This window comes from Candidatus Protochlamydia sp. R18 (genome assembly GCF_000648255.1).
In the GTDB taxonomy this organism is placed as follows: domain Bacteria; phylum Chlamydiota; class Chlamydiia; order Chlamydiales; family Parachlamydiaceae; genus Protochlamydia; species Protochlamydia amoebophila.
Window position 1 is genome coordinate 1 of record NZ_BASL01000792.1, and the last position, 24,500, is coordinate 24,500.

The 24,500-nt window shown below is 36.6% G+C and carries 17 protein-coding genes and 4 pseudogenes; 12 read left to right on the forward strand and 9 right to left on the reverse strand.

All coding sequences use genetic code 11. The features are described from left to right. Positions 1–794 precede the first annotated feature (794 nt). Positions 795–1,043, reverse strand: coding sequence for a hypothetical protein (locus TY19_RS11080; RefSeq protein WP_042282600.1), 249 nt, complete (start codon positions 1,041–1,043; stop codon positions 795–797). A 413-nt stretch (positions 1,044–1,456) separates the two neighbouring features. Between TY19_RS11080 and TY19_RS11995 the strand changes: the two genes are divergently transcribed. From TY19_RS11995 to TY19_RS11090, 3 genes are all read left to right on the forward strand, one after another. Next, positions 1,457–1,765, forward strand: coding sequence for a hypothetical protein (locus TY19_RS11995; protein WP_052354933.1), 309 nt, complete (start codon positions 1,457–1,459; stop codon positions 1,763–1,765). A 200-nt stretch (positions 1,766–1,965) separates the two neighbouring features. Continuing rightward, on the forward strand, positions 1,966–2,436 hold the full coding sequence (locus TY19_RS12000) for a tyrosine-type recombinase/integrase (RefSeq protein WP_052354934.1): 471 nt from the start codon (positions 1,966–1,968) through the stop codon (positions 2,434–2,436). A 100-nt stretch (positions 2,437–2,536) separates the two neighbouring features. Beyond that, complete coding sequence (locus TY19_RS11090) at positions 2,537–2,896, forward strand: tyrosine-type recombinase/integrase (protein WP_052354935.1); 360 nt, start codon at positions 2,537–2,539, stop codon at positions 2,894–2,896. 174 nt (positions 2,897–3,070) lie between these two features. Here TY19_RS11090 and TY19_RS13165 read toward each other — a convergent pair. The 6 genes and pseudogenes from TY19_RS13165 to TY19_RS21030 all read right to left on the reverse strand — a co-directional run. After that, a pseudogene (locus TY19_RS13165) lies at positions 3,071–3,460 on the reverse strand (hypothetical protein); the annotation flags it as partial. A 392-nt stretch (positions 3,461–3,852) separates the two neighbouring features. Beyond that, positions 3,853–4,917, reverse strand: a pseudogene (locus TY19_RS11095) (BTB/POZ domain-containing protein); the annotation flags it as partial. Positions 4,918–5,543: 626 nt separating this feature from the next. After that, positions 5,544–6,172, reverse strand: a pseudogene (locus tag TY19_RS27430) (DNA/RNA non-specific endonuclease). Between the two features lie 717 nt (positions 6,173–6,889). Continuing rightward, entirely contained in the window at positions 6,890–7,576 is a 687-nt protein-coding gene (locus TY19_RS14275) for a hypothetical protein (protein ID WP_042282603.1), read from the reverse strand. A gap of 33 nt (positions 7,577–7,609) precedes the next feature. Then, on the reverse strand, positions 7,610–8,407 hold the full coding sequence (locus tag TY19_RS14280) for a hypothetical protein (RefSeq protein WP_042282605.1): 798 nt from the start codon (positions 8,405–8,407) through the stop codon (positions 7,610–7,612). 336 nt (positions 8,408–8,743) lie between these two features. Beyond that, positions 8,744–8,866, reverse strand: a complete 123-nt coding sequence (locus TY19_RS21030) for a hypothetical protein (protein ID WP_255346670.1) — start codon at positions 8,864–8,866, stop codon at positions 8,744–8,746. A 1,325-nt stretch (positions 8,867–10,191) separates the two neighbouring features. On the opposite strand from TY19_RS21030, the gene TY19_RS11110 reads away from it, so the two are divergent. Continuing rightward, positions 10,192–11,577, forward strand: a complete 1,386-nt coding sequence (locus TY19_RS11110) for an MATE family efflux transporter (protein ID WP_158383192.1) — start codon at positions 10,192–10,194, stop codon at positions 11,575–11,577. Positions 11,578–11,634: 57 nt separating this feature from the next. Here TY19_RS11110 and TY19_RS11115 read toward each other — a convergent pair whose 3' ends face one another. Beyond that, positions 11,635–11,973, reverse strand: a complete 339-nt coding sequence (locus tag TY19_RS11115) for a TMEM14 family protein (RefSeq protein WP_042282609.1) — start codon at positions 11,971–11,973, stop codon at positions 11,635–11,637. Between the two features lie 175 nt (positions 11,974–12,148). On the opposite strand from TY19_RS11115, the gene TY19_RS11120 reads away from it, so the two are divergent. The 7 genes from TY19_RS11120 to TY19_RS11150 all read left to right on the forward strand — a co-directional run bounded on the left by TY19_RS11120 (position 12,149) and on the right by TY19_RS11150 (position 18,962). Then, on the forward strand, positions 12,149–12,589 hold the full coding sequence (locus TY19_RS11120; protein ID WP_042282611.1) for a globin domain-containing protein: 441 nt from the start codon (positions 12,149–12,151) through the stop codon (positions 12,587–12,589). Between the two features lie 367 nt (positions 12,590–12,956). Next, a complete protein-coding gene (locus tag TY19_RS11125) occupies positions 12,957–13,400 on the forward strand; it encodes a hypothetical protein (protein WP_042282613.1) in 444 nt (147 codons plus the stop codon). A 91-nt stretch (positions 13,401–13,491) separates the two neighbouring features. Continuing rightward, positions 13,492–14,058, forward strand: a complete 567-nt coding sequence (locus TY19_RS11130) for a DUF4019 domain-containing protein (RefSeq protein WP_042282615.1) — start codon at positions 13,492–13,494, stop codon at positions 14,056–14,058. A gap of 159 nt (positions 14,059–14,217) precedes the next feature. Beyond that, positions 14,218–14,649, forward strand: coding sequence for a LexA family protein (locus TY19_RS11135; RefSeq protein ID WP_042282617.1), 432 nt, complete (start codon positions 14,218–14,220; stop codon positions 14,647–14,649). Continuing rightward, positions 14,630–15,940 (forward strand): Y-family DNA polymerase, encoded by a 1,311-nt coding sequence (locus tag TY19_RS11140; RefSeq protein ID WP_042282619.1) that lies wholly within the window; start codon positions 14,630–14,632, stop codon positions 15,938–15,940. The genes TY19_RS11135 and TY19_RS11140 overlap by 20 nt, the downstream gene beginning before the upstream one ends. Positions 15,941–16,025: 85 nt before the next feature. Then, positions 16,026–18,290: a Tex family protein gene (locus TY19_RS11145; protein WP_042282620.1), complete on the forward strand. Its 2,265-nt coding sequence runs from the start codon at positions 16,026–16,028 to the stop codon at positions 18,288–18,290. A 75-nt stretch (positions 18,291–18,365) separates the two neighbouring features. Then, complete coding sequence (locus TY19_RS11150) at positions 18,366–18,962, forward strand: NADPH-dependent FMN reductase (RefSeq protein ID WP_042282622.1); 597 nt, start codon at positions 18,366–18,368, stop codon at positions 18,960–18,962. Positions 18,963–19,242: 280 nt separating this feature from the next. Here TY19_RS11150 and TY19_RS14290 read toward each other — a convergent pair. Continuing rightward, a pseudogene (locus TY19_RS14290) lies at positions 19,243–19,646 on the reverse strand (IS982 family transposase). Positions 19,647–20,649: 1,003 nt separating this feature from the next. Here TY19_RS14290 and TY19_RS11160 point away from each other — a divergent pair. After that, positions 20,650–24,500, forward strand: a 3,851-nt coding sequence (locus tag TY19_RS11160) for a hypothetical protein (RefSeq protein WP_042280668.1), incomplete at its 3' end; no start/stop codon positions are given.

A 24,500-nucleotide genomic window follows, 5' to 3' on the forward strand; every position in this document is an offset into this window, starting at 1 on the left:
TAATCTCACGGATGAGGGATTAATCCATTTGAAACCCTTAACGGGTTTGCAATATCTAGTTCTAAGCCTATGCTATCATCTCACGGATGATGGATTAGCACGTTTTAAAACTTTAGCAGCTTCACTTAATTTAAAAATTATTAAATAGAAAAAACTTTTAATAAAACAAGAAATCTAGAGCCAAAAATAGAAAACACCAGACCTAATGAGGTTTTAGGATAGATTTGAATGCGATCCATTTTATTTTTTTAGCTGCCCTAAGTTATGGTCTGTTAATAAAACACGTACGCAATGTAATATATTCACTTTATTTAGATAAGCAAAAATGGTAAAGACTGAATCCTTTTTTGATTGCATTTTCATCGACATTTTTATACTGTGAATTAGTAAAATGCTGATTTAAATCCTTTGTGAGAGGGGAGCATCTTTAGGCTAGAGAACATCGTCTTAATTTTAGGCGTATTTTTAAGAGGCTTTTGTAATTATACTATAGTAGCTTGTTTCCAACTCGAAGGTTAGTTGCCTTTATATGCTTTGCAAGCAACAGCCTATAGAAATAAGGGTAAAAAAAGCGATGATCTTGATCACAAAACTATTTGTTTTGATCCATGATCTTACCTAGCACTACTATTATTTTTTCTACCCAATCAACTTTTTTACAAAAACTAAAATCATGTCAGCTTTCCTTCTCTTACTCACGTCTAACCCATTCTAAATAGGCTGAGAAATAACCTTCTTTAGCTTGATAAAATAAATTGATCAGCCCAATTAGTATTTTTTAACGAATCATTTTTTTAGTTTGGTTTGCAGCATTCTTTCTCGTATAAATCCATGATAGCATCGCAGGTAATGATTGAGCGGTCAATCTTTCTATCTTTGCGTAAACGGTGAATATATAGCTCGGTGAATGCTTGTTCGGCTTCTTCCGTTAGGTAAATGGTAGCCTTTATTTTTTTCTTGTTGCGGCGCTTAGCCATTTGTTCATCATGACTGTCAATTACTTTAGCGTTTTCTTGTATTAACTTTTCAGCTTCTTCACTCATTTTACTTTAAACCCTTTTAATGGTATGACAAAAAGAGATATAAAGGATCAGGCGTTAAGAGGTTAATAGATTTTTAGCTATATGTATAGAAAATTGTATTTTGTGCTAAGTAGCTAAGAAGTTTTAACGTAATAGCTCGTCAATTGGCAAAACATTATATTACTACGAAAAAAAATTATAGGTTAGATTCTATTGTTTATAAGGCTACTTATAAACAAGTCGAGGTGACAATGACCAAACGAAAGCCAAAAAGTCAGAAAGCATATGAACAGCCAATTGAAATCAAGTAAACAACTCATGAAAAAAGCGAGCTTGCCACAGTGAAGCTGCCTTCTAATTTTCCATTTCAAAATTTGAGATGTTCGAAAGAACACAGAGAGCTTTTTGAAGGGCTGTTGGGAGGGAAATAATTTATGAGCTTAATGTCAACAATTATTGAGCCGCCTCTCTCATCTACTTTGGAAACCTATGAACAGGCAAAAGCATTTCAAACAAATTTGGTTTGGAAAAAACTGAATGAAATCACGGTAGAAGAAGCAATTTCCTACTGGCTTCCAACTTTAAGCTTGAAAACGCAGATTAATTATCGTTCAGGCATTCGAAAGCTGGTTGAATTTGGTTTGCTCAACTCTCTCATCAGTCTGCAAGCCTTTGCTCTGACTAACCATGAGGCCATTATTGATAGAATTAAACTCATACAAGAATGGGCTGAGTCAAGCTGACAGGCACGGGCCGCTTGCTATATCTCCTTTACAGGGTTTTTAAATCGACGTTTGCAAGGTGTTGTAAAAAAGGCTCTCCCAAATAAGGAAGAGAGTTCGAAAACATTTTTTAGAATAAACGAGAAGGTGAAAACATTGGCAATGTTTCAAGCGTAATGGATCGCATTCTTCAAAGAATTGGAGAAAATTAATCCCAGGGATTGCTTGATCGGAAAGGTGATTTTGCACAGGGAGGCAAACGGGTAAACGAAGTTTTGTCCTTGCCAACCCATCAAATTGATTGGGAGCACTGCGAAATCACTTTTCCTCAGTCAAAAATGAAGGGAATTTACAAAGAGACTGTGATTACTTATTCAGATAACATTATGGAAAGGCTTCGAGAGCATATTGGCGAGAGAAAAGGACATGTTTTCATTACGAGATTTGGAAAGCCTGTGATGATCAATCAAGTCGCTGTGAAATTTGCCAAAGCTGGGAAAGAGGCCGGTATTCCGTTTAAAATCATTCCACACGTCTTGAGGGCATCTGCTGTCACTTATCTTAAACAGCAGGGGTTCCAAGACAGCGATATTATGCGTGTGACTGGACATGCTTCCTCGGAGATGGTTTATGCTTACGATAAATCCGCTCGATCAGATAATGCCAGCAAAAAAGTTAACTTAATACCATAGAGGTTCCGAATGAACGCTAAGAAGAACGAGATCTTTGATCCTAAGAGCTACGCTATGTTTTTAGAACACATTGGGAAAGTTATTAAGGAAGGGGAGAGTTATGGGATCAAACATTCTCACTTGCCCTGTCAGAACCTTAAAAGATTGGCTTAATTGTTCTAAAATTAGCGAAGGGCCATTATTTCGACCGATCAATCGGCATGGTCAAATCATGGATAAAGCCCTAACTTCCAAATCCGTCGCATTGATTATTAAGCGGAACAAACATTTAGAAAATCAGAAATATTCATTCTCAGGACATAGCTTACGGGCTGGATTTGCTACAACTGCTGCCATCTTTGGTGTTCCCGAGCATCTGATCATGAAGCAAACAGGCCATAAAAGTTCTGATACCATTAGAAGGTATATTCGATTGGGAAACATGTGGACGGAAAATGCCGCCATTAAAATTGGTTTATAAGTTTAATTTCCATCCTATAATACATCTTATAGCAGGTATACCTCTTAAAGGAGCGTCTCGATGAGAGTTGATCAATTTTAATGAAATTTTATCCTTTATTTTCTTAAGACAAAGTCCTCTTTTATTTTCGTCGCTAAGTTTCTCTTTTTATTGAAAGTTTTTCTAATTAATAATTGTTAGATTGAGTGAAGCTGCTGCAGTTTTAAAACGGGCTAAACCTGCATCGGTGAGTCTACCGCACCTGCTTAGATTTAGATATTGTAAAGTCTTTAAGGGGGTCAAATGGGCTAATCCTTCATCACGTTGAACTCTAAATAATTCTTCAAAATATTTAATTGTTGGCGATGCGCGAAATTTAAAAGTTCTTTTAACTCGACTAAACTCTCTTCATTGAAGTTAAAGGGTTCAAATCTCTGTGATTTGTATCCATCAATCAGCTGACCTTCTTTTTACCACTTCTGTTAGTTCATAATAATCGGCGAGTTGAATGGCAGAACTGATTTCTTCCAAGGAAACTTTAAAATTAGCATCCATGGCCCAATTAAGTAGATGTGTAAACTCCTTAATAAGTTAAAATAGGCAGTCAAATTTTAAGAGAAAGTTTTATTTTATCAATGAAGAGTGATTAAAAATAAGTAAGAATCAGTATAGTTCAAATATAAACTCCTTGGTTTTGTTCTGAAAATGCCTTAAGTCCATGAGATGATAGAATCAGGAAACAAACGGGTTATAAGATCTCTGATACGGTTAGAGGGCATATTTGGTTAGGAAATATGTGGACGGAAGATGACGTGACTAAAATTGATTTATAAAGCTTAATTTCCATCCTATAATACATCTTACAGCTGATATTTCGCTTAAAAAAAGCGTCTCGATGGGAATCGATAAACTTTAATGGAATTTTATCCTTGATTTTCTTAGGACAAAGCACTCTTTTATTTTCGGCGCTAGGTTTCTAGATTGAGTGAAGTTGCTACAGTTTTGAAACGCGTTAATCCCTCATCAGTGAGACGATAGCATAGGATTAGATTTAGATGCTGCAAAGCCGTTAAGGGTGTTAAATGGGCTAATCCATCATCCGTGAGATTCCTGCACCAGCTTAGATTTAGATGCTGCAAAGACGTCAGGGATTTCAAATGGGCTAATCCATCATCCGTGAGTTTCCAGCATTGGCTTAAATCTAGATTTTGCAAAGCTGTTAAAGGTGTCAAATGGGCTAATCCAGCATCAGTGAGGCCCTGGCATTTCTTAAAATGGAGTACTTTTAAATTTTTACAATCTTTTAATGCTAAAAGATGAGCATCTGTTAAATAAGCCTGATTTGAAAAATCAAGAGTTTTTATTTCATCTGAAAAATGATTTATGATTCTTTCAAACTCCGCCAATTGAGAGGTCTGGTTTAATAAGGCGCTCACAACGGTGAATTCTAAATAATTCTTCAAACTATTTAATTGACATCGACGCGCGAAACTTAAAAGTTCTTTTAATCCGACTAAACTTTCTTCAGTAGAGCTAAAGGGCTCAAAACTTTGTGATTTGTATTCATCAACTAACTGCTCTTCTAAATTTTTCACCACTTCTGTTAGCCCATAATAATCGGCGAGTTGAATGGTAGAAGTAATCTCTTCTAAGGCAACTTTAAAGCTAGCGTCCATCAGGCAATTGAGCAAAAGCGTAAAGCCTTTTTGTGTTAAATCGAGAGGATGTTGCAGGGTTTCTTGAAATTGCCCCGACCACAAATTTTTAAAATAGGGGGATTTTTCTCTTAACAAAGCTAACTGAAAATAAGAAATAGTCAGAGAAGTTCCCTCGTGAAAGCTTAGTTGAACTTCTTCAGATAAAGGTGAAAGAGAGGGAGCTGGAATCGTTGACGCACCACTTTCCTCTGTATTAGCCAAAGAATTGTCTAAGGCATTATTCTTATCCACAAGAGGGTCATTAATATTTTGAGGGGGAGAGTAAGAAGGATCCGTTGTATGGATAAGATGACTAGAATTAAACCCAAAATTAGAAATATTCAAAATGACCGTCCCAATGAGTGAAATAAATTTTCATTTATAGATGTTTTAACAATATGATGGATAGATAAAAATCATGGCAATAGTCATAAGATAAAATAGGTAAGCGCATTTAAAGAGAAAATCTCGTTTTATCAATGAAGAGTTATTAAAAAACAAATAAGGATTAAGAGGTGATAGGAACATGAAACAAACGGGTTATAAGATTTTTGATGCGAATAGAGGGCCTATTTGATTAAGAAATATGCGGAAGAAAATTGCCGCTAATAAAATTGGTCTGTAAGCTTAATTTTAGTCTTTAATGAGATTTAAAAGAGGCTAGATAGATGCCAAAATGGCCTTTATAATTTTATACTTTAGAGTTGAAGATATAATTAAAATTTAAGTTACAATGCGTACTAAAAATGCCCTATTGGCTTAATTGACATATCTTATACTAGATAAAAACTGAAAAGCTTTCGAGGAGCCTTAAAGGAAGATTATTAATGAATAATTAGCCCTGCACGTTTTCCTAATTTTTCAAGATTGCTTTCAAATTTGCTTAAAGTCCTATTTGATGAAATAGGTTGATCGGGTAAAGTAAGGCTTTGATTTCATAATTTCCTTGCCCATTTTTCAGTTTCAATACTTTAAAAATGCGTTGGGATGGCTACTTCTTGAGGACCAATAACTGGATAGATAATATAACGTTTCTCGTCGCATCCCTCATGAGAAAGATACAAAGGCCCTGTGACCACATAGACATTTTGATAGGTCTTTGTCAAATTTCGTACATATCTCTCCAATTTAGACCCATAACCTCTATTGAATGAAGGACTCTGGGGGCACATATTGGTCAAAAAAAAGTATCTTCCATTATTTCAAAAGTTGAACGGTGATTTGTTACTGGAGCCATGTGTCCGCGATCAAATCCACTCCCTTTATAATCTGCTAAAGTGGTTCTTAAATGTAGAGGAATTTTTTCATCTTCTTTGAAGGCTAGAAATCTCTCAACATTGCCTTGCAGACGTCCGGCAGTTAGGTGTTCATAAACCCATGCTGGATTACGATGGCGTGCATCATAGTATAAAGAATAGCTTGGCCGATGAATAACAAAAGAGGAATTAGGGTAGCTTGGAAGAAGATTATTTTGCTGATTATCTTGTATAACTAAAACAGATTGCTCTATCGGATCAAGGACTTGGTCAGTGTATATACGTAGCAGAGGAATTCGCTGGCTTGTGATCCCAATTGCTATCCCAAGTATAAAAGAACTTATCCAAAAAGGAAAAAAATTTAAAGTTTAATAAAAGAGTTTGTTTGTTTTTCACCATAGTATTTGACTCGGCGTTGATTGAGAGAGAATCAAACCAAGCAAAAGTATAAGTCTTATACTATTTTTCTTTCATTCTCTATACTTTTTAATCCCTCTGAACATCGCTTGAGAGTTTCTTTGCCGATTTTTGTATTGACTTCATCCATCAATTGCATGAGAACTTGTTGTTTAGGGTAATTTGGTTTTGTTTCTAAAAAAAGATCTAATTAGTTTCTTTGTTTGGATGCCATATCACTAAACATAAGTTCTCCTTTTTTTATAAATAAAACCCTTGCAGAGCTTTTTTAAATCATTTTTTAATGTTTCAACTTAGAATATCAAAACCTATATTGAAAAAAACAATTAATAATATCAATTGAATAATGAACTTCTTAATATGTCATACCTAATTTGATTAATGATCTGGACTCACTTTAAATAAGAAAATTAGCAGGAAGGACCTGCCCCTACAATCTTTAATTTTGGAGCAGGTCTAATAAATTGGTTATTTCCTTTTGAACTTAGCTACATGCGAGGTTGAATACAACTTGTTTTTCTGTGTATAATGAGCTAACTCGAACTCTTCAAAGGAATTGAGCTCTTCTCTTTTCGCTTTTTCTTGTGCTTCTTTTAACTCTTTCCAAAGTGAATATCCTAATATACCTAATACACCCACAAGCGCTACCCCCCCAAACCTATTGCGGCTACTTTTACAGGATCCATTTTAATTTTTTCCTTAGGTTCTTCAACTCTCGTTTGCGGTGCTGGACAAACTTGAAGGACATTTCTTTGACTAAGAGGACAATCTAAACAATTTCGATTTCTTTTTTGTAATTGTCCTTCTTCGTATAAATTATTAATCATTTGGTTAAAAATATCGTTAATTTGACGATCATTTGAATCCTGTAGCTTCATTTTCTCGAGGAGACGTAAATTAGCACTGGCGATAATATGAGGAGCTTTGTAATGAATAAGCTCATCTTGCACGTTTCTAACGTCTAAATAGTAATTGACAAGATTTTCATCTTCACTATCCCAACATTTAATCTCTTCTAATGATTGGCCATTAATTATGGGGGTGTGCATGACTGTGTAAGCAACTTGTCTAGCACACGTATTTGCAAACTCCCAACCTGATGAGTAATAATCCTTTTTTACCTCCTGAAATAAGTAGTTGGCCCAATTTAGTTTTACTGAATCAGAGATATTTAGGAAAGAGACTGCATGAGCAACTAACAATCCTCTTAAAACATCAGCGGGATGAGTGTCCTCAGATTCTATTTTGTTAGATAATTGGCCTTTTCGATGAGCTCTCAAAAAAGCGATTAAACTAACTGCAGCAGCTGGACCCATATAAAGAACAGCCATTACATCAGCGCCGATCTCGCTAAGCCTGCTGCTTCAGTAGTCAGCCCAACGATCTCTTATTTCTGGTGAGTGAGCCTCTAAAGCAAATTTAAGGCTTTCATTAATGGCATTTGATAAAATTTCTTTAGCATCTGGATTTGTTTCCAATATAGTGTGGGCAATTTCATGGGCTAATACAGGCCAACTTAGTATTCCCTTTAAAGAGTAATGTAAAGGAAAAGAAACGATAGGCACAGAATGATTAATCCCTCCTACAGCAGAAATGCGATCCTCTTTTTTAACGCAATGTTGTGAAAGTGCCCAAGGACCCATCTTATCGTCTCCCCACTTAGCAATGGGCGGTAAACAATGACTAGTCGTACAAAATTCAGATGATTTGACAAAGGTATTCCACATGTCGCATACCATTTGTTGTAGAGCACAGGTTTTCTTCCACTCGAAGCTACTACTGTGTTGTAGTATTATTTGAGCAATATTATGAGCATTTTCATATATTCTCTTCCTATTTCGCGCATTTTCATCGTGCCTTCCTATTTTATTTAAGTGCTTAACAAAGCTAGAAGGATTATTTATCCATGTAAACTCCCGGGCTTCAAAATTGTTTAAGTAATTAATAGCAGGCTTCCAGAAATCACCGTTGTAAGAACCTTCTAAATTGCAATGCCTTTCTTGAATGGCGTGAAAAAAAGAACTTTTGCCATCTATCTTAGGCAAGGCAACACGTATTTTTGCTGCTTGTGACATCTCTTCGACGAGTATTTCCATATTTGAGGATAGGATGTCCCATGGCACTTGTTGTCTGTTTTGGGAAACTTCAGGAGTAGAATTCATATAACTTTCCTTATACTAATTATATTTGGGAAAATAACTGTGGGATAAATGTTTCAACTTAACTCGAAAATGAAAATACTTTATTAAGTAAAAACGTTTTCTCGTTTTTAAAAGTCATAACTTAGCATTTTTCAATTTGATTGATATATATTATCGGATAGAATATATAAAATAAAAAAATGACAACATCATATTTTTGTGGTTTTAGTTAAAAATTTAATTAGATTTAAAATCTAAGTTTATTTTTTATTTATTAAAATATTAAATGAACTGTTCATTGTTGTTATGAATAAGAAAAGTTACGTTCACCATAAATTTGATGAACGCAATTAGAAATTAGAAATAGCGTGTTAAAGACAAACTAACTCTTTGTACTACTGGATGTTTTTCCTGCTGTAATAAACGGTATTCAATACCGAGCTCAGTATTTTGGAAAAGAGGGTATTTCATTCCAGCCATTGCTTGCCATGCCAGCCCTTTACTTTTAAATAATACTCGGTAGAATGGGAAAAAAAATTTTGAATTTCGCCATTGAGTACGGCCATTAGCTTGAAAATAGCCTAAGCCTCCTCCTAACAGGTGGGGATTATGCCGATATAAGTAGCAGTTTTACAGCAAGGCTATTTACAGCAAAAATTTTGCTTTTCCTGTCTTGCATCACCCTTCTTCTTTACCAAATTTGATCCGCAGTTTGTAGATTTCATTGCTCTTCTCTGCTTGTATTAGAACAATTACTCTATCCAATTAGATCAGTTTATTAGAACAGCCTTACCTATTTAGCACTACCATTTCTTGTTTACTATCAATTGTTTTGAAAATTAAACGAAAAAGAACAATTTTCTTAAAAGTTTAATTCACCAGTTTATAAAAGTCTTTTAATAGTGCTTTGGAAGCAAAAATTTATAGATTACTGGAAACAGAAGTAAATGATAAAACTTACGAACAGAATTGAAATCACCTATTTGGCTAGCTATTGATTAAATGCTTTGGATGACGACTATCCATTCTTTTATTTTTTTAAAAGAGTTTGATTGCGAACCTAAGTGTTTAATATTAGAGCGGATTCAAAGGGCTGTATTTGATATGAAAAACCTCAAAAGCATTCTGAAAAACGCACTTCAAAGTTTTAAACTTGGCAAAATGATTAAATAAACACAGTGCTTCTATTCTTTGTCCTGCTATTTAACCATTATTTAAATGGACATAAGCTATTACTTGTACCTACAAGTTAACCAAAATTTTATGAATCATGGGTAAGTATTCACTCCATTAAGTCAATGAAAATATTTTTCTAGGCTTGTTTTTAATTTTTCCCATTGCGAATTTATCTTTAAGCATAGTTAAGTTTTTAAAGAACTTTAAATTTAGTTTAGTGTATATCAAGCTATTCATTTCAAAGGAGGTTGACAATTCGTGCAACTTCTTCTATATTCAAAAATAATTTGAATAACCCTCAATAAAAATATTCGAAATCTACTATTGATTTTTCTTTAGAGTGGGTGACAAGTACTCTACAATACTATGCAAATTTCGCATGAGAAACGATAGACCTATAATATATAAAACCCCTTTCTAAAAATTGCGCAAAAATAATTTGGTTTGTGATTTAAACTTTGAAAGTTTTTTTTCGAATTTATTTGCTGATCTTATGATGATTTAAAAATTATTTTTTATCAGATCAGCAAAAAAATTGTGTGAAAAAATGTAAATTAAATCACTGATCAGTCGAAAAAAACGTAAGGCCAAAAGAGATTACTTTTGGACTATTGATGATAGGTGATTATATGATGTCTTCTCCTTTGTCTTCTTTGAATTTGAATAAATTAACAGCTTATCCTCAAGGTTCGATGGGGGAGTTGTGGCAAATTTCTTTTCCTTTAATGCTTTCTCTGATGTCTGTCAGTTTAATGCTTTTTCTAGACCGCTTATTTTTAGCTAACTATTCTCTTGAGGCTCTAAATGCTTCTGCTAATGCAGGAATTCTAGTTCAGTTTTTGCAGTTTTGGTGTATTTCAACTGTTAGTGTCGCTGAAATTTTTGTAGGGCGTTATAATGGATCAAAAAAATTTGAAAAGTTAGGTCAACCTGTTTGGCAAATGATTTGGCTTTCTTTAGCCTCTTTTTTTTGGTTTATTCCTCTTGCTTTATGGGCTGGCCCTTATTTTTTTGATGGTCATCCTTCTGCTTTGCTAGAAATAGAGTATTTCAAATATTTGTTGTGTTTTGGTCCTCTGGCAGCTCTTTCAGGAGCGATTTCTGCTTTTTACATTGGACAAGGACAGGTAAAGTGTGTGACTTGCGTAATGGCTGTTTCGAATCTGGTGAATATCGGCTTAGATTATTTGTTAATTTTCGGGTGGGAGCCTTGGATTCCTGCTTTAGGTATTAAAGGAGCTGCTATCGCAACTGGAATAGCTCTGACAGTTCAAGTTGTAATTTTCGGGTGGGATTTTTTCAAAGCAAGTAATCGAAAAGAAAAAGGGACTAACAAATGGCGAATTAATAAACGTCTTTTTCGGAAAAGCCTTAGTATTGGCATCCCCAATGCTTTTGCTCACACACTCGAATTGATGGCTTGGGTTTTGATTTTTCATTTGATGACAAAACTAGGAACAGATTACATCACAGTTGTGACAGTCGCGCAAAGTATTTTCTTTCTTTTTACTTTTATGACGGAAGGCGTTTCTAAAGGAGCAACAGCGATTGCTGCAAATTTTTTTGGAGCAGAGCAGCATGAACTTGTGTGGAAATTACTAAAATCAGGTTTAAAGCTTTACTTATTCGTTTTTTTACTTTTAGGCGTCATTTTAGTTTGGTATCCAGATCCCTTAATCCATTTATTTTTAGTACAAAAAGAAGCTCTAAGTCCTGCCGTACTTTCTACTTTACATGCAGCATGTTTTTGGGTTTGGTTATTTTTTCTATTTGATGGAATTAATTGGTTGTTAGTCGGGCTATTAACGGCTGCAGGGGATACGCGTTTTATTATGAAAGTGGGAGGTACAGGTCCTTGGATTGTGGCTTTGTTACCCATTTACTTCTTCGTATTTAAGTGGGGGGCGCCGGCAAATATAGCTTGGATGTTAATTGCTCTGTATGGAGTTGTCTCTAGCCTCATTTACTTATGGCGTTTCAAAACCGAAAAATGGAAATATACTTTTGTGACTTAAGTCGATGCTGAATGACGACACTGGAAGCTGCCATTCAGAATTGATTTATCTTCTTGGTTATAAAGAATTTTCTCGACAGCAAAATGCTTTTAAATTTGTCAGCAAGTAGGCAAGTAAGGCTGTGGTTAAAACAAGCATGAGCCCAGCTGGCATGAATTTGTAAGACAGAGAAAATCGATATCCAAAGAAGGCCAAAAGAAGTCCGGCTATTAAAAGAGTTCCATAGTAGCCCCAACTTTGTCCTTTATGGACCAAATAACCACATCCTAATAAAATAGCTGCGGTAATACTAGAAGCAATTAAAGAGGCTAGGCTGTTAGCCACGGCATGGCCGACAATTCCTCCAATCAATACAATAATGGCGTAAATCCAGATAAATTTAGGTAATCCTTGCATAGCAAACTCCTTATGCGGAAATTTTTTTCGTGTTGAAAAATTATTTTAAAACCAAACCAAAGAAATATTCAAGGTATAAACTCATTTCGGGTCTAAAGAATAAATGACAATAGATAAAATAGCTGGACAATAGAAAAATGAATTTGTTAAAAAGGAATCTTTTTAAGGAATTTTTATGTCAATAGAAGAATTTTATGTTCCACCCAGTGGCCCTCCTCAAGGGATTACCCCGGATTCACGCATTTATTCGTTAATGGGGGAGGACAATATCTATAAAATGTTAGAAGATTTTTATTTAGAATTAGAAAAATCTTCTATTCGCCATCTTTTTCCTGCAGATATGAAAGCTGCTTCTAAAAAATCGGCCGCTTTTTTTGTTTTTATTTGTGGAGGGCCTCCCTTATATCAACAACAATTTGGCTCTCCTCGCATGCGGCAACGACATTTACCCTTTGCCATTGATGAAGAAGCCAGACAAGTTTGGTTGCATTCTTTTAAGCATATTCTTCAAGATGCAGAGCAAAAATACTGTTTTCCAATGGAATATATGAGTAGTTTTTATCGCTTTTTGGATCAATTTTCTACTTGGATGATTAATACTCAATCTGAAAAATAAATTTGTACTCCAGTAGACTCAAATTTTTTTCTTCGAGAAGGGACTTTTTTTATTAAAAAAATAATTTGAATGCATTGACTTGTAGTTTTCATCATGATATGGATAGATTATAACCTTCAATTTGAGTTTTTTTCGAGATTTAACTCTTTGTTTGATTCGTAAAATAAAAATTTAAGCATAGGTTAACGCTCATTTTCGAATCCGACAAATTTTTTACGTTAAAATAAGTTTTTTAAGTTCCTGCAATTGCTTAAGATACCGTGAAACTAGACTCTTTTTTGGAGAAAACTAGTGTTAATATCAAATACCTATCTAGCCTGAGGAAGAGTCTTTTCAAAGGTTTGATAGTCTTAAAAGGGAGAAAACCATGTCTTGTCAAGATCAATCTTGTGGAACTCATCATCATCATTATCATTCTGACCATAGCTCGCATGGATGCTGTGAAAGCAGCTCCTGTGGAAGCCACTCTTATTGTGGAAATAGCTGTTCTTGTTCATGTGGTTGCCAAAGTTCTTGCTGTGGAGAACAAGATCATGCTCAAAAATTCTTAGCTTTGGCAGACGCAGCATGGATGGAAGTTTTAAAAGAACGTATAAAAGAACATATCCGTGCAAACGATTCATGCATTGAAAAATTAGCACAAGCCATTTGCGAAGCTAATCAAGAAAAATGGGAAGCCAAAATGGCAAAAAAGAAAGTAAAAGCTGGCTTTGAAGAAAAACTTAAAAATATTCTTTGCTGCGATAGTCATTGTGATAGCCATTGTGAAACAAAGAATACAGGCAATGGAAATAAGGGTAACGGAAAATAATTTTTTAAGTGCTAATCTTAAAAATATTCAGGATTAGCACCTATCTTTTGAGGCTTGATGCTATTCTTTAAAAAAATTTAAGGGAGATAAGATGAATAAGGACAGTTTGATAAAATTAGTAGGAAAAATTGGATTAGGAGTGATTTTAGTTCAAGGGTCTGCTTATGCTCAACCTTCTGTCACTTCGACATCACCATCGGCAGTATCCACACCTGTGCCAAATAGTAAAACACCTACACAAATAGTAAATCCAGTTCACGTATCTAATAATCAAGCTCAATCAGCACAAGTCGATCAAAAGGCTTGGGCAGCTTGGATGATTGAAGCAGCTCAAGTCGCTAAAGATTATGTCGAGACTCTGGATAAAGGGCAATATGCCCAAAGTTGGGAAAAAGGAGATACTCTTTTTCAACAAACAATTACTCAAAAAGAGTGGGAAACCACGCTAGATTTAGCAAGAAAGCGTTTAGGAGAAGTTCAATCTCGTACGCTGAAAGATGAAAAGCCAGCAATTGATCCTCATGGTCTTCCTAAAGGGTCTTATATGGTTATTGAATACAACACTTCATTTGACAAGGCTCCTAATTCAGGAGAGTTACTGACTCTTAGAAGAGGCACCGATGGTCAATGGAAAGTGTTGACCTATCAAGTCAACTAAAAGCTAAGTCTGCCACCCCACTTGTCTTGATGACAAGTGGGGTTATCATTAAAAAAATCATTAGGGCTTGTTTTAATTAGATTTTCCTATCAGAATTAAAAATAAAACATTTATTTCCTAATCACTAGAATCCTAATAGTGATTTGAAGGTTAAGCCCAATGACGTTGATTTTTTTAGAAAATATTTCTTCTGCTGAAAAACAATTTTATCATTTACCTTTTTACCAGCAGACGATTTCGGCAGGTTTTCCATCTCCAGCTGAAAATGAGATGGCAGATCGCATTGATTTGAATGCCTTGTTAATTAAGCACCCTTCCGCAACTTTTTTCCTTAAGGTGTCTGGTTCTTCGATGATTAATGCAGGGATTCATCATCAAGATATTTTAGTTGTCGACCGAAGTTTGCCTGCAGTGGATGGCAAAGTGGTTATTGCGTCTGTTGATGGAGAATTAACGGTAAAAAGATTAAAAATAGCATTTAAAAAAGTGCAATTGGTAGCTGAAAATGATCAATATCCTTCTATCGAAATTTCCGAAGAGATGAATCTGCATATTTGGGGAGTTGTGACTCATGTCATTCACGCTGTCTAATCCTGATTGCGTGGAATCATTATCAAGGGATCAATTCATTTTAGTAGATTGCAATAATTTTTATGTATCCTGTGAAAGATTATTCAATCCTAGCCTTGAAAAGAGACCAGTTATTGTTTTATCCAATAATGATGGATGCGTAATTTCCCGTTCTCAAGAAGCCAAGCTTTTGGGTGTTAAAATGGGAGAACCTTACTTTCAAATTAAAGCGCTTTGTGAATCTAGAAATATTCAAGTGTTTTCTTCAAATTACGCGCTCTACGGAGATATTTCAGAGCGTATCATGAACCTCTTGTTCGAACATGCCCCCGACCTAGACATTTATTCAATTGATGAAGCTTTTTTAAAATATTCTTCTAGTATTGCCCCTTCTGATTTAGTTTCTCTTTGTCACGAATTACAAAAAAAGGTTAAAAAATGGGTGGGAATGCCTATTTCTTTAGGCCTTGCTACCACAAAGACACTTGCAAAAATGGCCAATGATCTCGCCAAAAAAATTCAAAATTCCTATGTGTTTGATTTAAATTCATCGGTTCGTCAAAAGGTCTTACAAAATTATTTGATTGGGGATGTTTGGGGGATTGGACGAAATTTAAAAGAAAAGTTAAATGGAATGAATATTCACACGGCCTGGGAATATGCACAAATGGATCCTTCCATTATTCGCAAACGACTGGGTGTGATTGGAGAGCGAATACTATGGGAATTAAGAGGAGTTAGCTGCTTAGAATCAGATGAAAAAGTCTCTAAAAAAAGTTTGCTTTATTCTAGGTCTTTCGGACATGTTCTTTCAGAGATAACCCCTTTGTCCGAGGCTTTATCTACCTATGTTTACACAGTGGCTGAAAAGTTAAGAGCACAGGGAAGCCTAGCAAAAGCGTTGTATATATTTTTAGAATATCAAATTCAGCCCGGAAAGAAGATGCGTTGTTATGATAGTATTACTGAAATATTTCCAGCTCCAACTAAAGACACAGGAGAAATGATTAAGGCCGCGAAACGAGGGTTAAATAAAATTTTCCGTCGTGAAGAAAGATATAAGAAATGTGGGGTCATTTTATTAGATCTTTTACCTGAATCATCTTCGAATTCTGATTTGTTTTTAAATCCTGCAGATCCCAAGCGAACACAATTAATGAATACCATGGATGCATTAAATGCTCGTTTTGGTAAAAAAAAATTATTCTTTGGAGCAATGGGAACAGACGTAAGCTGGAAGCCTCGAAAAGACTGCAGCTCAAAGCACAATCCTTCTAATTGGCAGCAGCTACCCATTGTTTTAGCTAAGTAATATTTGAGGCCTTTTTTTCTAGATTGCAGTTAACAATAAGTACTGTTAAACTTTGACCTCCTTATGATTTTATGAAGAGAGGTTTATGTTAGAACAAACGCGCCAAGTATTTATGATTCAAATCGCTCAAGAACTTTCCCTTTCTGTCCATTCTGTCAAAGCTGTAGTTGATTTATTGGAAGCGGGAAATACGATTCCTTTTATCGCCCGTTATCGAAAAGAAGCGACCAGCAACCTAGATGAAGTTCAAATTAAAAACATTCAAGAACGACACGATTATTTAAAAGAATTAGAAGAAAGACGGCAAACAATTCTTACTTCAATTGAATCGCAAGGAAAACTGACAGATGCCCTACGAGAACAAATTTTAGCTTGTAATGTCAAAACAATTTTAGAAGATCTTTACTTACCCTATAAACCTAAACGACGCACGAGAGCGATGATTGCTCGAGAGAAAGGACTAGAGCCTTTAGCTCTTTTAATTTTAAGCCAACCTCTTCAAGGGAATCCGCAAGAAGCAGCCAGTTCATTTATTAATGAAGAAAAAGGAGTTTTGGATGTCAACCAAGCGATTTCCGGAGCTCTTGATATTGTAGCTGAAATGATTGCTGAAGAGGCCGCTGTTCGTTCGTATGTTCGAGAAATATTTGCAACAGAAGGTGTTGTTGTTTCAAAAGTGCGTTCTAGTGTCAAAGGACCGACAAAGTTTGAGCAATATTATGATTTTAAAGAAAAAGTTAAAACCATTCCTTCTCATCGCTATTTAGCTATTCGACGCGGCGAAAAAGAAGATATCCTCGATTTTTCAATTGAAATAGAGGAATTTTCTGTCATTTCACAAATCGCAAAATTAGTAAATCTTAAACCAGCTTCTCCCTTTAGTTCTCATTTATCACAAGCTGTTGAAGATTCTTTTAAAAGGCTTCTTTATCCTTCTGTAGAAACAGATGTTCGTTTAGATTTGAAATTAGCCTCGGATCGAGCGGCTGTAGATATTTTTGCCAATAACTTACGTCATCTTTTATTAGCTTCTCCTCTAGGTGGAAAGTCTGTTATTGGAATCGATCCCGGCATTCGAACAGGCTGTAAATGTGTGGCTGTCGATGAGACAGGTAAATATTTAAATACGATCACCATTTATCCTTCTCAAGGAGCAAGTGCGCATCAACAAGCAGAAAAAGACTTAGCGACTTTTATTCACTTCTACAAACCTTACGCGATTGCGATTGGTAATGGAACGGCTGGTCGAGAAACAGAAAGTTTTGTCAAACAACTGATCAAAAAAGATGCTTTAACGGGCACCCTGGTTGTCACTGTTAATGAATCGGGAGCAAGTGTTTACAGTGCCTCTGATGTCGCAAGAGAAGAATTTCCCGATTTAGACTTGACAATAAGAGGGGCCATTTCAATCGCTCGCCGATTACAAGACCCTCTTGCTGAACTTGTCAAAATTGATCCAAAATCAATTGGAGTTGGACAATATCAACACGATGTTCATCAATCTCTTTTACAAGATCAACTTGTTCATGTAGTGGAAAGTTGTGTAAATCATGTAGGAGTCGATTTAAATACAGCGAGCGCCCCTTTACTATCTTATGTTTCTGGAATCGGTCAGTCGCTTGCTCAAAAAATGGTTAAATATCGAGAATCCCATGGCGCTTTTAAAAGCCGTCAGCAGCTTAAGGAAGTTCCTGGATTTGGAGCTAAAACCTTTGAACAAGCAGCGGGATTTTTGCGCATCAGAAATGGAGAATATCCTTTAGATTCTTCAGCAGTTCATCCGGAGCGTTATGAATTAGTAGAACAAATTGCTAAAGATTTAAACCTCTCCTTGAGAGATTTAATTGATCATCCCGAGTTTGTCGCTCAAATTGATTTAAAAAAGTATATGAGTGCCTCTGTAGGAGAATTGACCTTGAAAGATATCCTGCAAGAATTAAAAAAGCCAGGCCGAGATCCGCGAGCAACTTTTGAACCTCCCAGCTTTCGCGAGGATATTTTATCTATTCAAGATCTTAAACCAGGGCTCCATTTAGAAGGAATAGTGACTAACGTAACAGCTTTTGGGGCTTTTATCGATATAGGTGTGCATCAAGATGGGTTAATTCATTTATCAGAGCTTTCCGATCACTATGTCAGCCATCCCAATGATGTGGTGAAAGCTGGAGATAAGCTAAAAGTAGAAGTTTTAACAATTGATGTTGAACGTAAGCGCATTTCTTTAACGGCGAGAGTAGGTCAAAATCGCTCTACTAAAGAGCCAATACAAATTGCTAAAGAGTCTTCAAAGCTAAAAAGGCAAACCAGATCCCAAAGTAATTTTATTTCTAATCCGTTTGCTTCCCTTTAAAAAATCCCCTGTTGCATGTTTGGAAAAAAGCTGTTAAAAGAGGTTTTTGAAGATTAAAAAATAGGAGAAATTGCGATGGATAACCAACCAAAAATATTAGCTTTTGCAGGTAGCTTAAGAAAAGACTCTTATAATAAAAAACTTGTTAAAAACGCGATGAAAGGAGCTGAACAAGCTGGAGCAAAAGTTACTTATATTGATTTAAATGATTATCCACTCCCCATTTATGACGGGGATATCGAAGCGAATGAAGGGCTTCCTGAAAATGCTTTAAAACTTAAAAAGCTACTGTGGGAGCACGATGGATTTATCATTGCCTCTCCAGAATATAATAGTTCTATCTCTGGCGTATTAAAAAATATGATTGATTGGACCACGCGTCAGGCTACTCCTGAAGAAGTCTATTTAAGTTGTTTTATCGATAAAGTTGCTTTAATTATCAGTGCCTCTCCAGGAAATTTAGGGGGATTAAGAGGACTTGTTCATTTAAGATCTATTTTAGAAAATATTCAAACTTGGGTCATGCCGAGCCAAAAAGCCATTTCCGACGCTGCTAACGCTTTTGATGAGCAAGGAAATTTAAAAAAAGAACAAGATCGCAAAGCCACTGAAGAACTCGCGAAACAATTAGTTGAAAAAACAAAGAAACTTCAAATTGCCAGGGTTGCTTAAAAAGTCTTTAAATCATTTGCAGGCTTTTGGATGAAAGTTTAAATGCTTGCAATATTCACTTGATCAGATCGTTAAATGGAAATACTCGCAGTCGTTTTAGCAACCACAAAAATTTCACTTCCCCTTATTCAGCTAACAAACGCCAGTTTAACGTAAGAAACCCTCAAAAATATTCTAAGAGCTTAGCAGCTTCGATTTCTGTCTTTGAAAAGAATAGCCGAGGCTTGGATGGATTCAAGCAATAATTGGCAAGTCCTGCCATCAGATTGCTAAGAAAGTTCTATCGATTTCGGTGACGATGATGTTCTATCTGACAGCTACTTTTCAACAGATTATTCATACTTTCAATCATAGCCCTCTTTTTTAGCATGAGTTTATCCACTACGTGATCCATTGATTTTTCATCTTCTTCTTTACTTTTGTGAAAAGATGAATTCCCTTTTGCATTAAAGTATGAGTCAGTTTTTCTGAAATAGTTCCTCTATCTGCGAATGCTTTTCCCTTCATCCCTTCTATCATTTCTGGAACGGATTTACGATCATCAATATTGCCAGTTGTCAACTTAAATGCTACAATTTCTGCATGATGATTAATCACAAGATGGAGCTTAAACCCAAAGAACCAACCGATGGTTGTTTTTCCCCACTTAGCTTGGCTCTTTAAAGACACGATGGGAAGAGGCACGTTTGACGCAGGCAAACCGTTAAGACTGTAGAGTCTATCAATAAAATCCCTTCACAGATTCCTTGATGTTCTTGGATCAAGCAAAAAATCGGAAAAAATGCTTCAAAGGTGAGTTGAAAAAAATCTTGAGTACCCAATAAGATGAAAGAATAGATATTTTAAAGTTGTTTTTACATGGTTTAAGTAGAAGTATTTAAATGTTCTATCATTGGAACGATGAAAGAGAAGCAAAATCGTTAGCACTTCACTTAAAGGTCTTCTAAAAGTTCTTTTGCGGATTTTTCTCTTCGTCTACTCGATTGGTTGTTGAAAACACATTTGGTGAAATCTATTAGAAAAATCATCCACAAGACAAAACAGTTTGATCATCTCTATCTCATTCATTTTGGTCTCTTTCCTTGGTTTTTGTTCTGCAAAACAAAATCTTCTACCAGAAAAGAGGCCTTTTTTCAATAAAGATCGCTCAGAATATAGCCCGAAGATAGCTTACGTTAAACTGGCGTTAATTTAGGTAGATGACAGAAAGATAAAGCGGTAGATCGATTGCTGCAAGCCCCACTAGATACAGCAGAGCTGGCAGATTAAGTTAAATTGGCAATGCTTGGCTGTTAATGTTTTTTTAATTGACAAAGGCGGAGAACGAAAGTTTGGCGATGGATTTAAAGGCAAAGGAACAATAACATATCTTTTTAGTCGATGAGAGCGAATTAACTCTCACTTTCGAAAAAGCATAGCTGCTAATGAAGTTAAGTGAAAATGGTGGAGCTTTGCATCGACTAAAGTAAAATTTTTATCTTTTAGCTTGAAAGAATTTTGAATTGATCCCTTAGTGAGCTAGATTTAAAGCTTCAATACTTGAACCAAACTCTAGCAACCTAACTTTCTTTCCTCAGTCAGTTAAATTTCTATAATAAATTTTTCAAATTTTAAATTGATTGAGGTGTTTCTTTTTGATAGTATCTTTTCGACGTGAATTTTTGTTAAATCAAAGGATAGCCAAGTCATGCAAAGCACCCATCCTATCTCGGCCCAACCTTTTAGTGAGCAGCCATCAAAATTAGAAGATTTAAAAAGCCTCGATGCAATTTTGGCTACTATTAAGAAGGAAAAATACTCTCGAGCTGTCGAGCAGTTTAATTTTTTTATGGCCTTTTTGACGCCCTATGCGGAAAAAGAGATACTCAAAAAGATTTTTGACTGCCTCTTGTTGCTTATTCCCGTCGTAGAGTCTCCTAAAGAGATAGAAGAGGGTGTACGTTTACTGCTCAATTTAGCATCAGACTCCTGTTTTGCAGAAGAACAAAAGCAGTTAGCTACCGAACTCGCCAAATGGCATTACAAGCAAGGAAAACAAGAACAGCTAAATAAGAAACAAGTTAAAGATCCCATCAATGCTCTTCATTACGCAGTAAAGGCTCAGAGCATCTCGATGGCTTCTTCAGAATCCCAACGCCAAGCTTCTCGCTACTTTAAAGTCGCTTCAACGTCCCTTAGCGTTTTTAAGCAGCGTTTGAAAAAAGCAAGAGCCGAAGATAAGAGTCAGGAAGTCGTGCAACTCATCACAAATCTTGAAACGCGTTTTAAAGCAATCTGCTGCAAGGGTGAACAGCATGCTTTGATTAAATTATTCTATAAACAAGTACGCAAACTTATAGCGGCTCTATTTAGCAAGCGAGGAGGACAAAAACCGATAGAGGCAAGTGGGCTGCATCATCTAAAACCAACGATGGACCGTTATTTAAACAGTAAAACTTTTCCCACGACTTGTTTTATCACAACTACCTACCGAAAAAATTTAGATACTTATCGCGCAAGCTTTTACGAGCTCTATCAGACAATCGACTTGCAAAATTTTATCATTGAAGAGGTGCGTGCTTTTCAAAAAAAAGTTTCTGCGAACTTGATCAATTTTCTGCAAGCTTTAGTCGAAGATGCCATTGCCATTTTAGGAGATCCTCCGTGTTCGTACGATTTGCGAGCAATGGGATCTCTAGCCAAAGAAGAAATCTGTCCTTACTCAGACTTGGAATGGTGCATTCTCATGGAAGCAATTGAGCATCGCCCGTACTTTGTAAAATTAGCTCGCCTATTAGAACTACAAATAATAGCCTTGGGAGAAGATCCCGCACAAGGCTTGCCCGTCTTTACTTGTATCGGGACTAAACACCGCTCCGGCTTTCATGTCGATTCTGGCGGCAATCCAGCGGTTGTCCCTGATCTTATCCACACGCCCGATGGATTGGCTCAGATGCAAAAAATAGAGGAGTATCCTTCTAATTCGCATAATAATACGCTGCGTAAAACTATCTCCTTTCATCAAACGAACTCGTCGCTCTTTGACCTCTACCAAGCGCAAATGCGTACCTATCTCGATGAAAATTCTCTACAAACAAAAGAAATCAGGCGCAAGTGTCAGGCGCTACAGCTGTTAACAGATCGCCTGCAGACCTATGAACAGATTTGGTGCCATCCCTTTAAAGAGAAGATTATCGATCTAAAAAAGCACTACTCGGAGCTGCTCCATCACCTTTTAAATGATTTGTCCCTTTATTTCGGCATAGAAGAAGCCAATACACTCGATCTCATTGACGCGCTCGTGAAAAAGGAAATTTTCACAGCCGAAAGTGGTTTCTTATTGCAAGAGGCGGTGGCGGCCATTTACCTAAAAAGAGTGGGCCTCCATTTTACCTGTGGGGAACAAAAAGAAGAGGTTAACCTAGAAGAATTTTGTGATGAAAAAGAAATCCTGGCCAAGATTTACTGGCTTGTCCTGCGCCCTCTTTACCGTAACTTGAAGTTTTGCCTCTCTAACCTAGATTCTCATCAATTAAAACCTTGCATTTCTAAGCTAGACTCTCATTTTCAAAAAATTGATCTCCTTCGAGGGGCTTATTACGAAGAGGAGCTGCGCCCCGATAACATAGAAAATCTCAAGCCCTGGACCGCTCATTTCGTACATCATCTCGTTTCCAGACAACAAGCTGATGCGCTTGATCCGGATCAAGCTTGGCATTGGCATGAAGCTTACTACCAAAGACTCTCCCAGATGACTTTCACGGAACCTCTAAGAGAGACCTATCTTAAAGTCTTAGATAGCTATCCCGAGGAGGAAAATTTGGCTGCGTTAAGCGCTCATCTGGCTTCTATTCCCAACCCAAGCGGAGTTAGACAAAGCCGACGCTTAGAAGAAGAGCAGTTTCAACAAGCAATTCTTGCCATGACAACCGACCATCCAGATCCAGACGATCCCTTCCAAGTCAAAATCCGCTGCCCGGCAGTGCCCGATGCTCGGTATCTCAACCAGGACGTGTGTGAACAAATTTTAGAAGAAACGGGCAATCTCAAACGGCAATATAAAAGCGCTCATCCCGTTGCGAGTGCAACCCATAACGGATATCAGCTGCATTTTAAACAAAAGCCGACCCATCCTTTGCTGGAATATGCCATCCATGCGCTGACGGCACGCATTGCGGGTCAGTTGAGCTCTCCAACGCAGCTAGCACGTTTTGAGGTCGACATCAAAGGAAAAAAACGAGTCTATCCCGTTTTAATTTCCAAAACAATACAAGGGCAGACGTTAGAAAATGCCAAACAGCTAGACGTCAAGCAATTGACCTGGGCTTGCCTGTGTGCTTTATTGACTCGCCCAGGCGATGGGCGCTTCTCCAACTATGTTGTCGAAGAAAAGACGCACCGCATTTTCTGCGTCGATAACGATATTTCTTTTGTCGAACCGGTCATCCATTATTTCTTCGGGCATAAGGTTCATTTTTCTTCGGCTCTTTTTTGTTTAGATGCTAAGTACTATTTAGACTCTGAAGTGTTGCAGGCTTTTCTCCGTTTAGAGCCTAACCTCATTCTCAGTAGTTGGCTTGAAGACTTAATTCAAAAAGATGCGGCTTATCGCGAACTTCAACTTTTTAATTCTAAAGAGGAAGAACAGTTATATGAAGAAAACCCAGAAGATCGCTTTAAAGGAACGCTTCTTTTACGCAGCGGCACGGTGATGAATGTACTCGTGCAATTTTACCATCTACAAGACTGCTTACGTCAAGCTTTAAAAGATAAAAAAAGACTTGCTCCTATCGATCTTTTACCCTATCTCGTTAATTTACGGGGGAGTCACAAGCAAACCTTAGACCGTTGGGTGTACTCTAAATATCAGCAAGCCGTTACTAGCAGTTTAGATCCCAAACAAAGATTACAACAAGCGATCGATCGTCAGGTAGACATTTCTCTCACTTCCGCCCAAGCCGATGCAGCTAGCTTTGGCAAGCTCCCAACGTTTGAAGAAATTCAACAGCGCGAAGAATACTCCCCCGAAAAAGCCCAAAGCGAGCTTTTTGCGTTTACCTTAAACCGATGCGCTTCCCATGTTTTGTTTGGCGAAAACCAAGAAGGAGAGTGGATTGAAGCAGATTTTAGGCACATGATCAAAGGGGAAAGATCCGATCGAGAGCGGCAACGCCTCGTGTTACATGCTTTAATCTTTTTAATGAAAAATAAAGGTCTTCGACCCAAAAAAGTGACTTTGATGAACTGCGCTGTTTTAGATCACACCACCTTAAAACCTTTTTTGCATGTTGAACTTACCTATTTAAATGTAAGCGGTTGTCCATTTATTAAAGAAGAGGCCATTCTGGAAATCGAAAAGTGCTCTCCTAATCTCAAAACGCTTTATTTAAACCGATGCGCTCAGCTGCGCGCGTTTGAAAAATCACGCTTTCCTCTCACACCAACCTATTTGCAGTTTGCCAAATTAGAAGAATTGCAACTTAAGAGGTGTGTGGCACTTGCCTCGATTCAGCTAGATGCTCCTCTTTTGCATACCCTAAAAGCCGATAAAAATCCCCA

What these genes read in the sequence shown, in the direction of transcription:
- TY19_RS11080 (WP_042282600.1), bottom strand. Translation starts at nt 1,043, where the DNA reads ATGAGTGAAGAAGCTGAAAAGTTAATACAAGAAAACGCTAAAGTAATT.
- TY19_RS11995 (WP_052354933.1), top strand. Translation starts at nt 1,457, where the DNA reads ATGAGCTTAATGTCAACAATTATTGAGCCGCCTCTCTCATCTACTTTG.
- TY19_RS11090 (WP_052354935.1), top strand. Translation starts at nt 2,537, where the DNA reads ATGGGATCAAACATTCTCACTTGCCCTGTCAGAACCTTAAAAGATTGG.
- TY19_RS14275 (WP_042282603.1), bottom strand. Translation starts at nt 7,576, where the DNA reads ATGGCTGTTCTTTATATGGGTCCAGCTGCTGCAGTTAGTTTAATCGCT.
- TY19_RS14280 (WP_042282605.1), bottom strand. Translation starts at nt 8,407, where the DNA reads ATGAATTCTACTCCTGAAGTTTCCCAAAACAGACAACAAGTGCCATGG.
- TY19_RS21030 (WP_255346670.1), bottom strand. Translation starts at nt 8,866, where the DNA reads ATGGCTGGAATGAAATACCCTCTTTTCCAAAATACTGAGCTCGGTATT.
- TY19_RS11110 (WP_158383192.1), top strand. Translation starts at nt 10,192, where the DNA reads ATGATGTCTTCTCCTTTGTCTTCTTTGAATTTGAATAAATTAACAGCT.
- TY19_RS11115 (WP_042282609.1), bottom strand. Translation starts at nt 11,973, where the DNA reads ATGCAAGGATTACCTAAATTTATCTGGATTTACGCCATTATTGTATTG.
- TY19_RS11120 (WP_042282611.1), top strand. Translation starts at nt 12,149, where the DNA reads ATGTCAATAGAAGAATTTTATGTTCCACCCAGTGGCCCTCCTCAAGGG.
- TY19_RS11125 (WP_042282613.1), top strand. Translation starts at nt 12,957, where the DNA reads ATGTCTTGTCAAGATCAATCTTGTGGAACTCATCATCATCATTATCAT.
- TY19_RS11130 (WP_042282615.1), top strand. Translation starts at nt 13,492, where the DNA reads ATGAATAAGGACAGTTTGATAAAATTAGTAGGAAAAATTGGATTAGGA.
- TY19_RS11135 (WP_042282617.1), top strand. Translation starts at nt 14,218, where the DNA reads ATGACGTTGATTTTTTTAGAAAATATTTCTTCTGCTGAAAAACAATTT.
- TY19_RS11140 (WP_042282619.1), top strand. Translation starts at nt 14,630, where the DNA reads ATGTCATTCACGCTGTCTAATCCTGATTGCGTGGAATCATTATCAAGG.
- TY19_RS11145 (WP_042282620.1), top strand. Translation starts at nt 16,026, where the DNA reads ATGTTAGAACAAACGCGCCAAGTATTTATGATTCAAATCGCTCAAGAA.
- TY19_RS11150 (WP_042282622.1), top strand. Translation starts at nt 18,366, where the DNA reads ATGGATAACCAACCAAAAATATTAGCTTTTGCAGGTAGCTTAAGAAAA.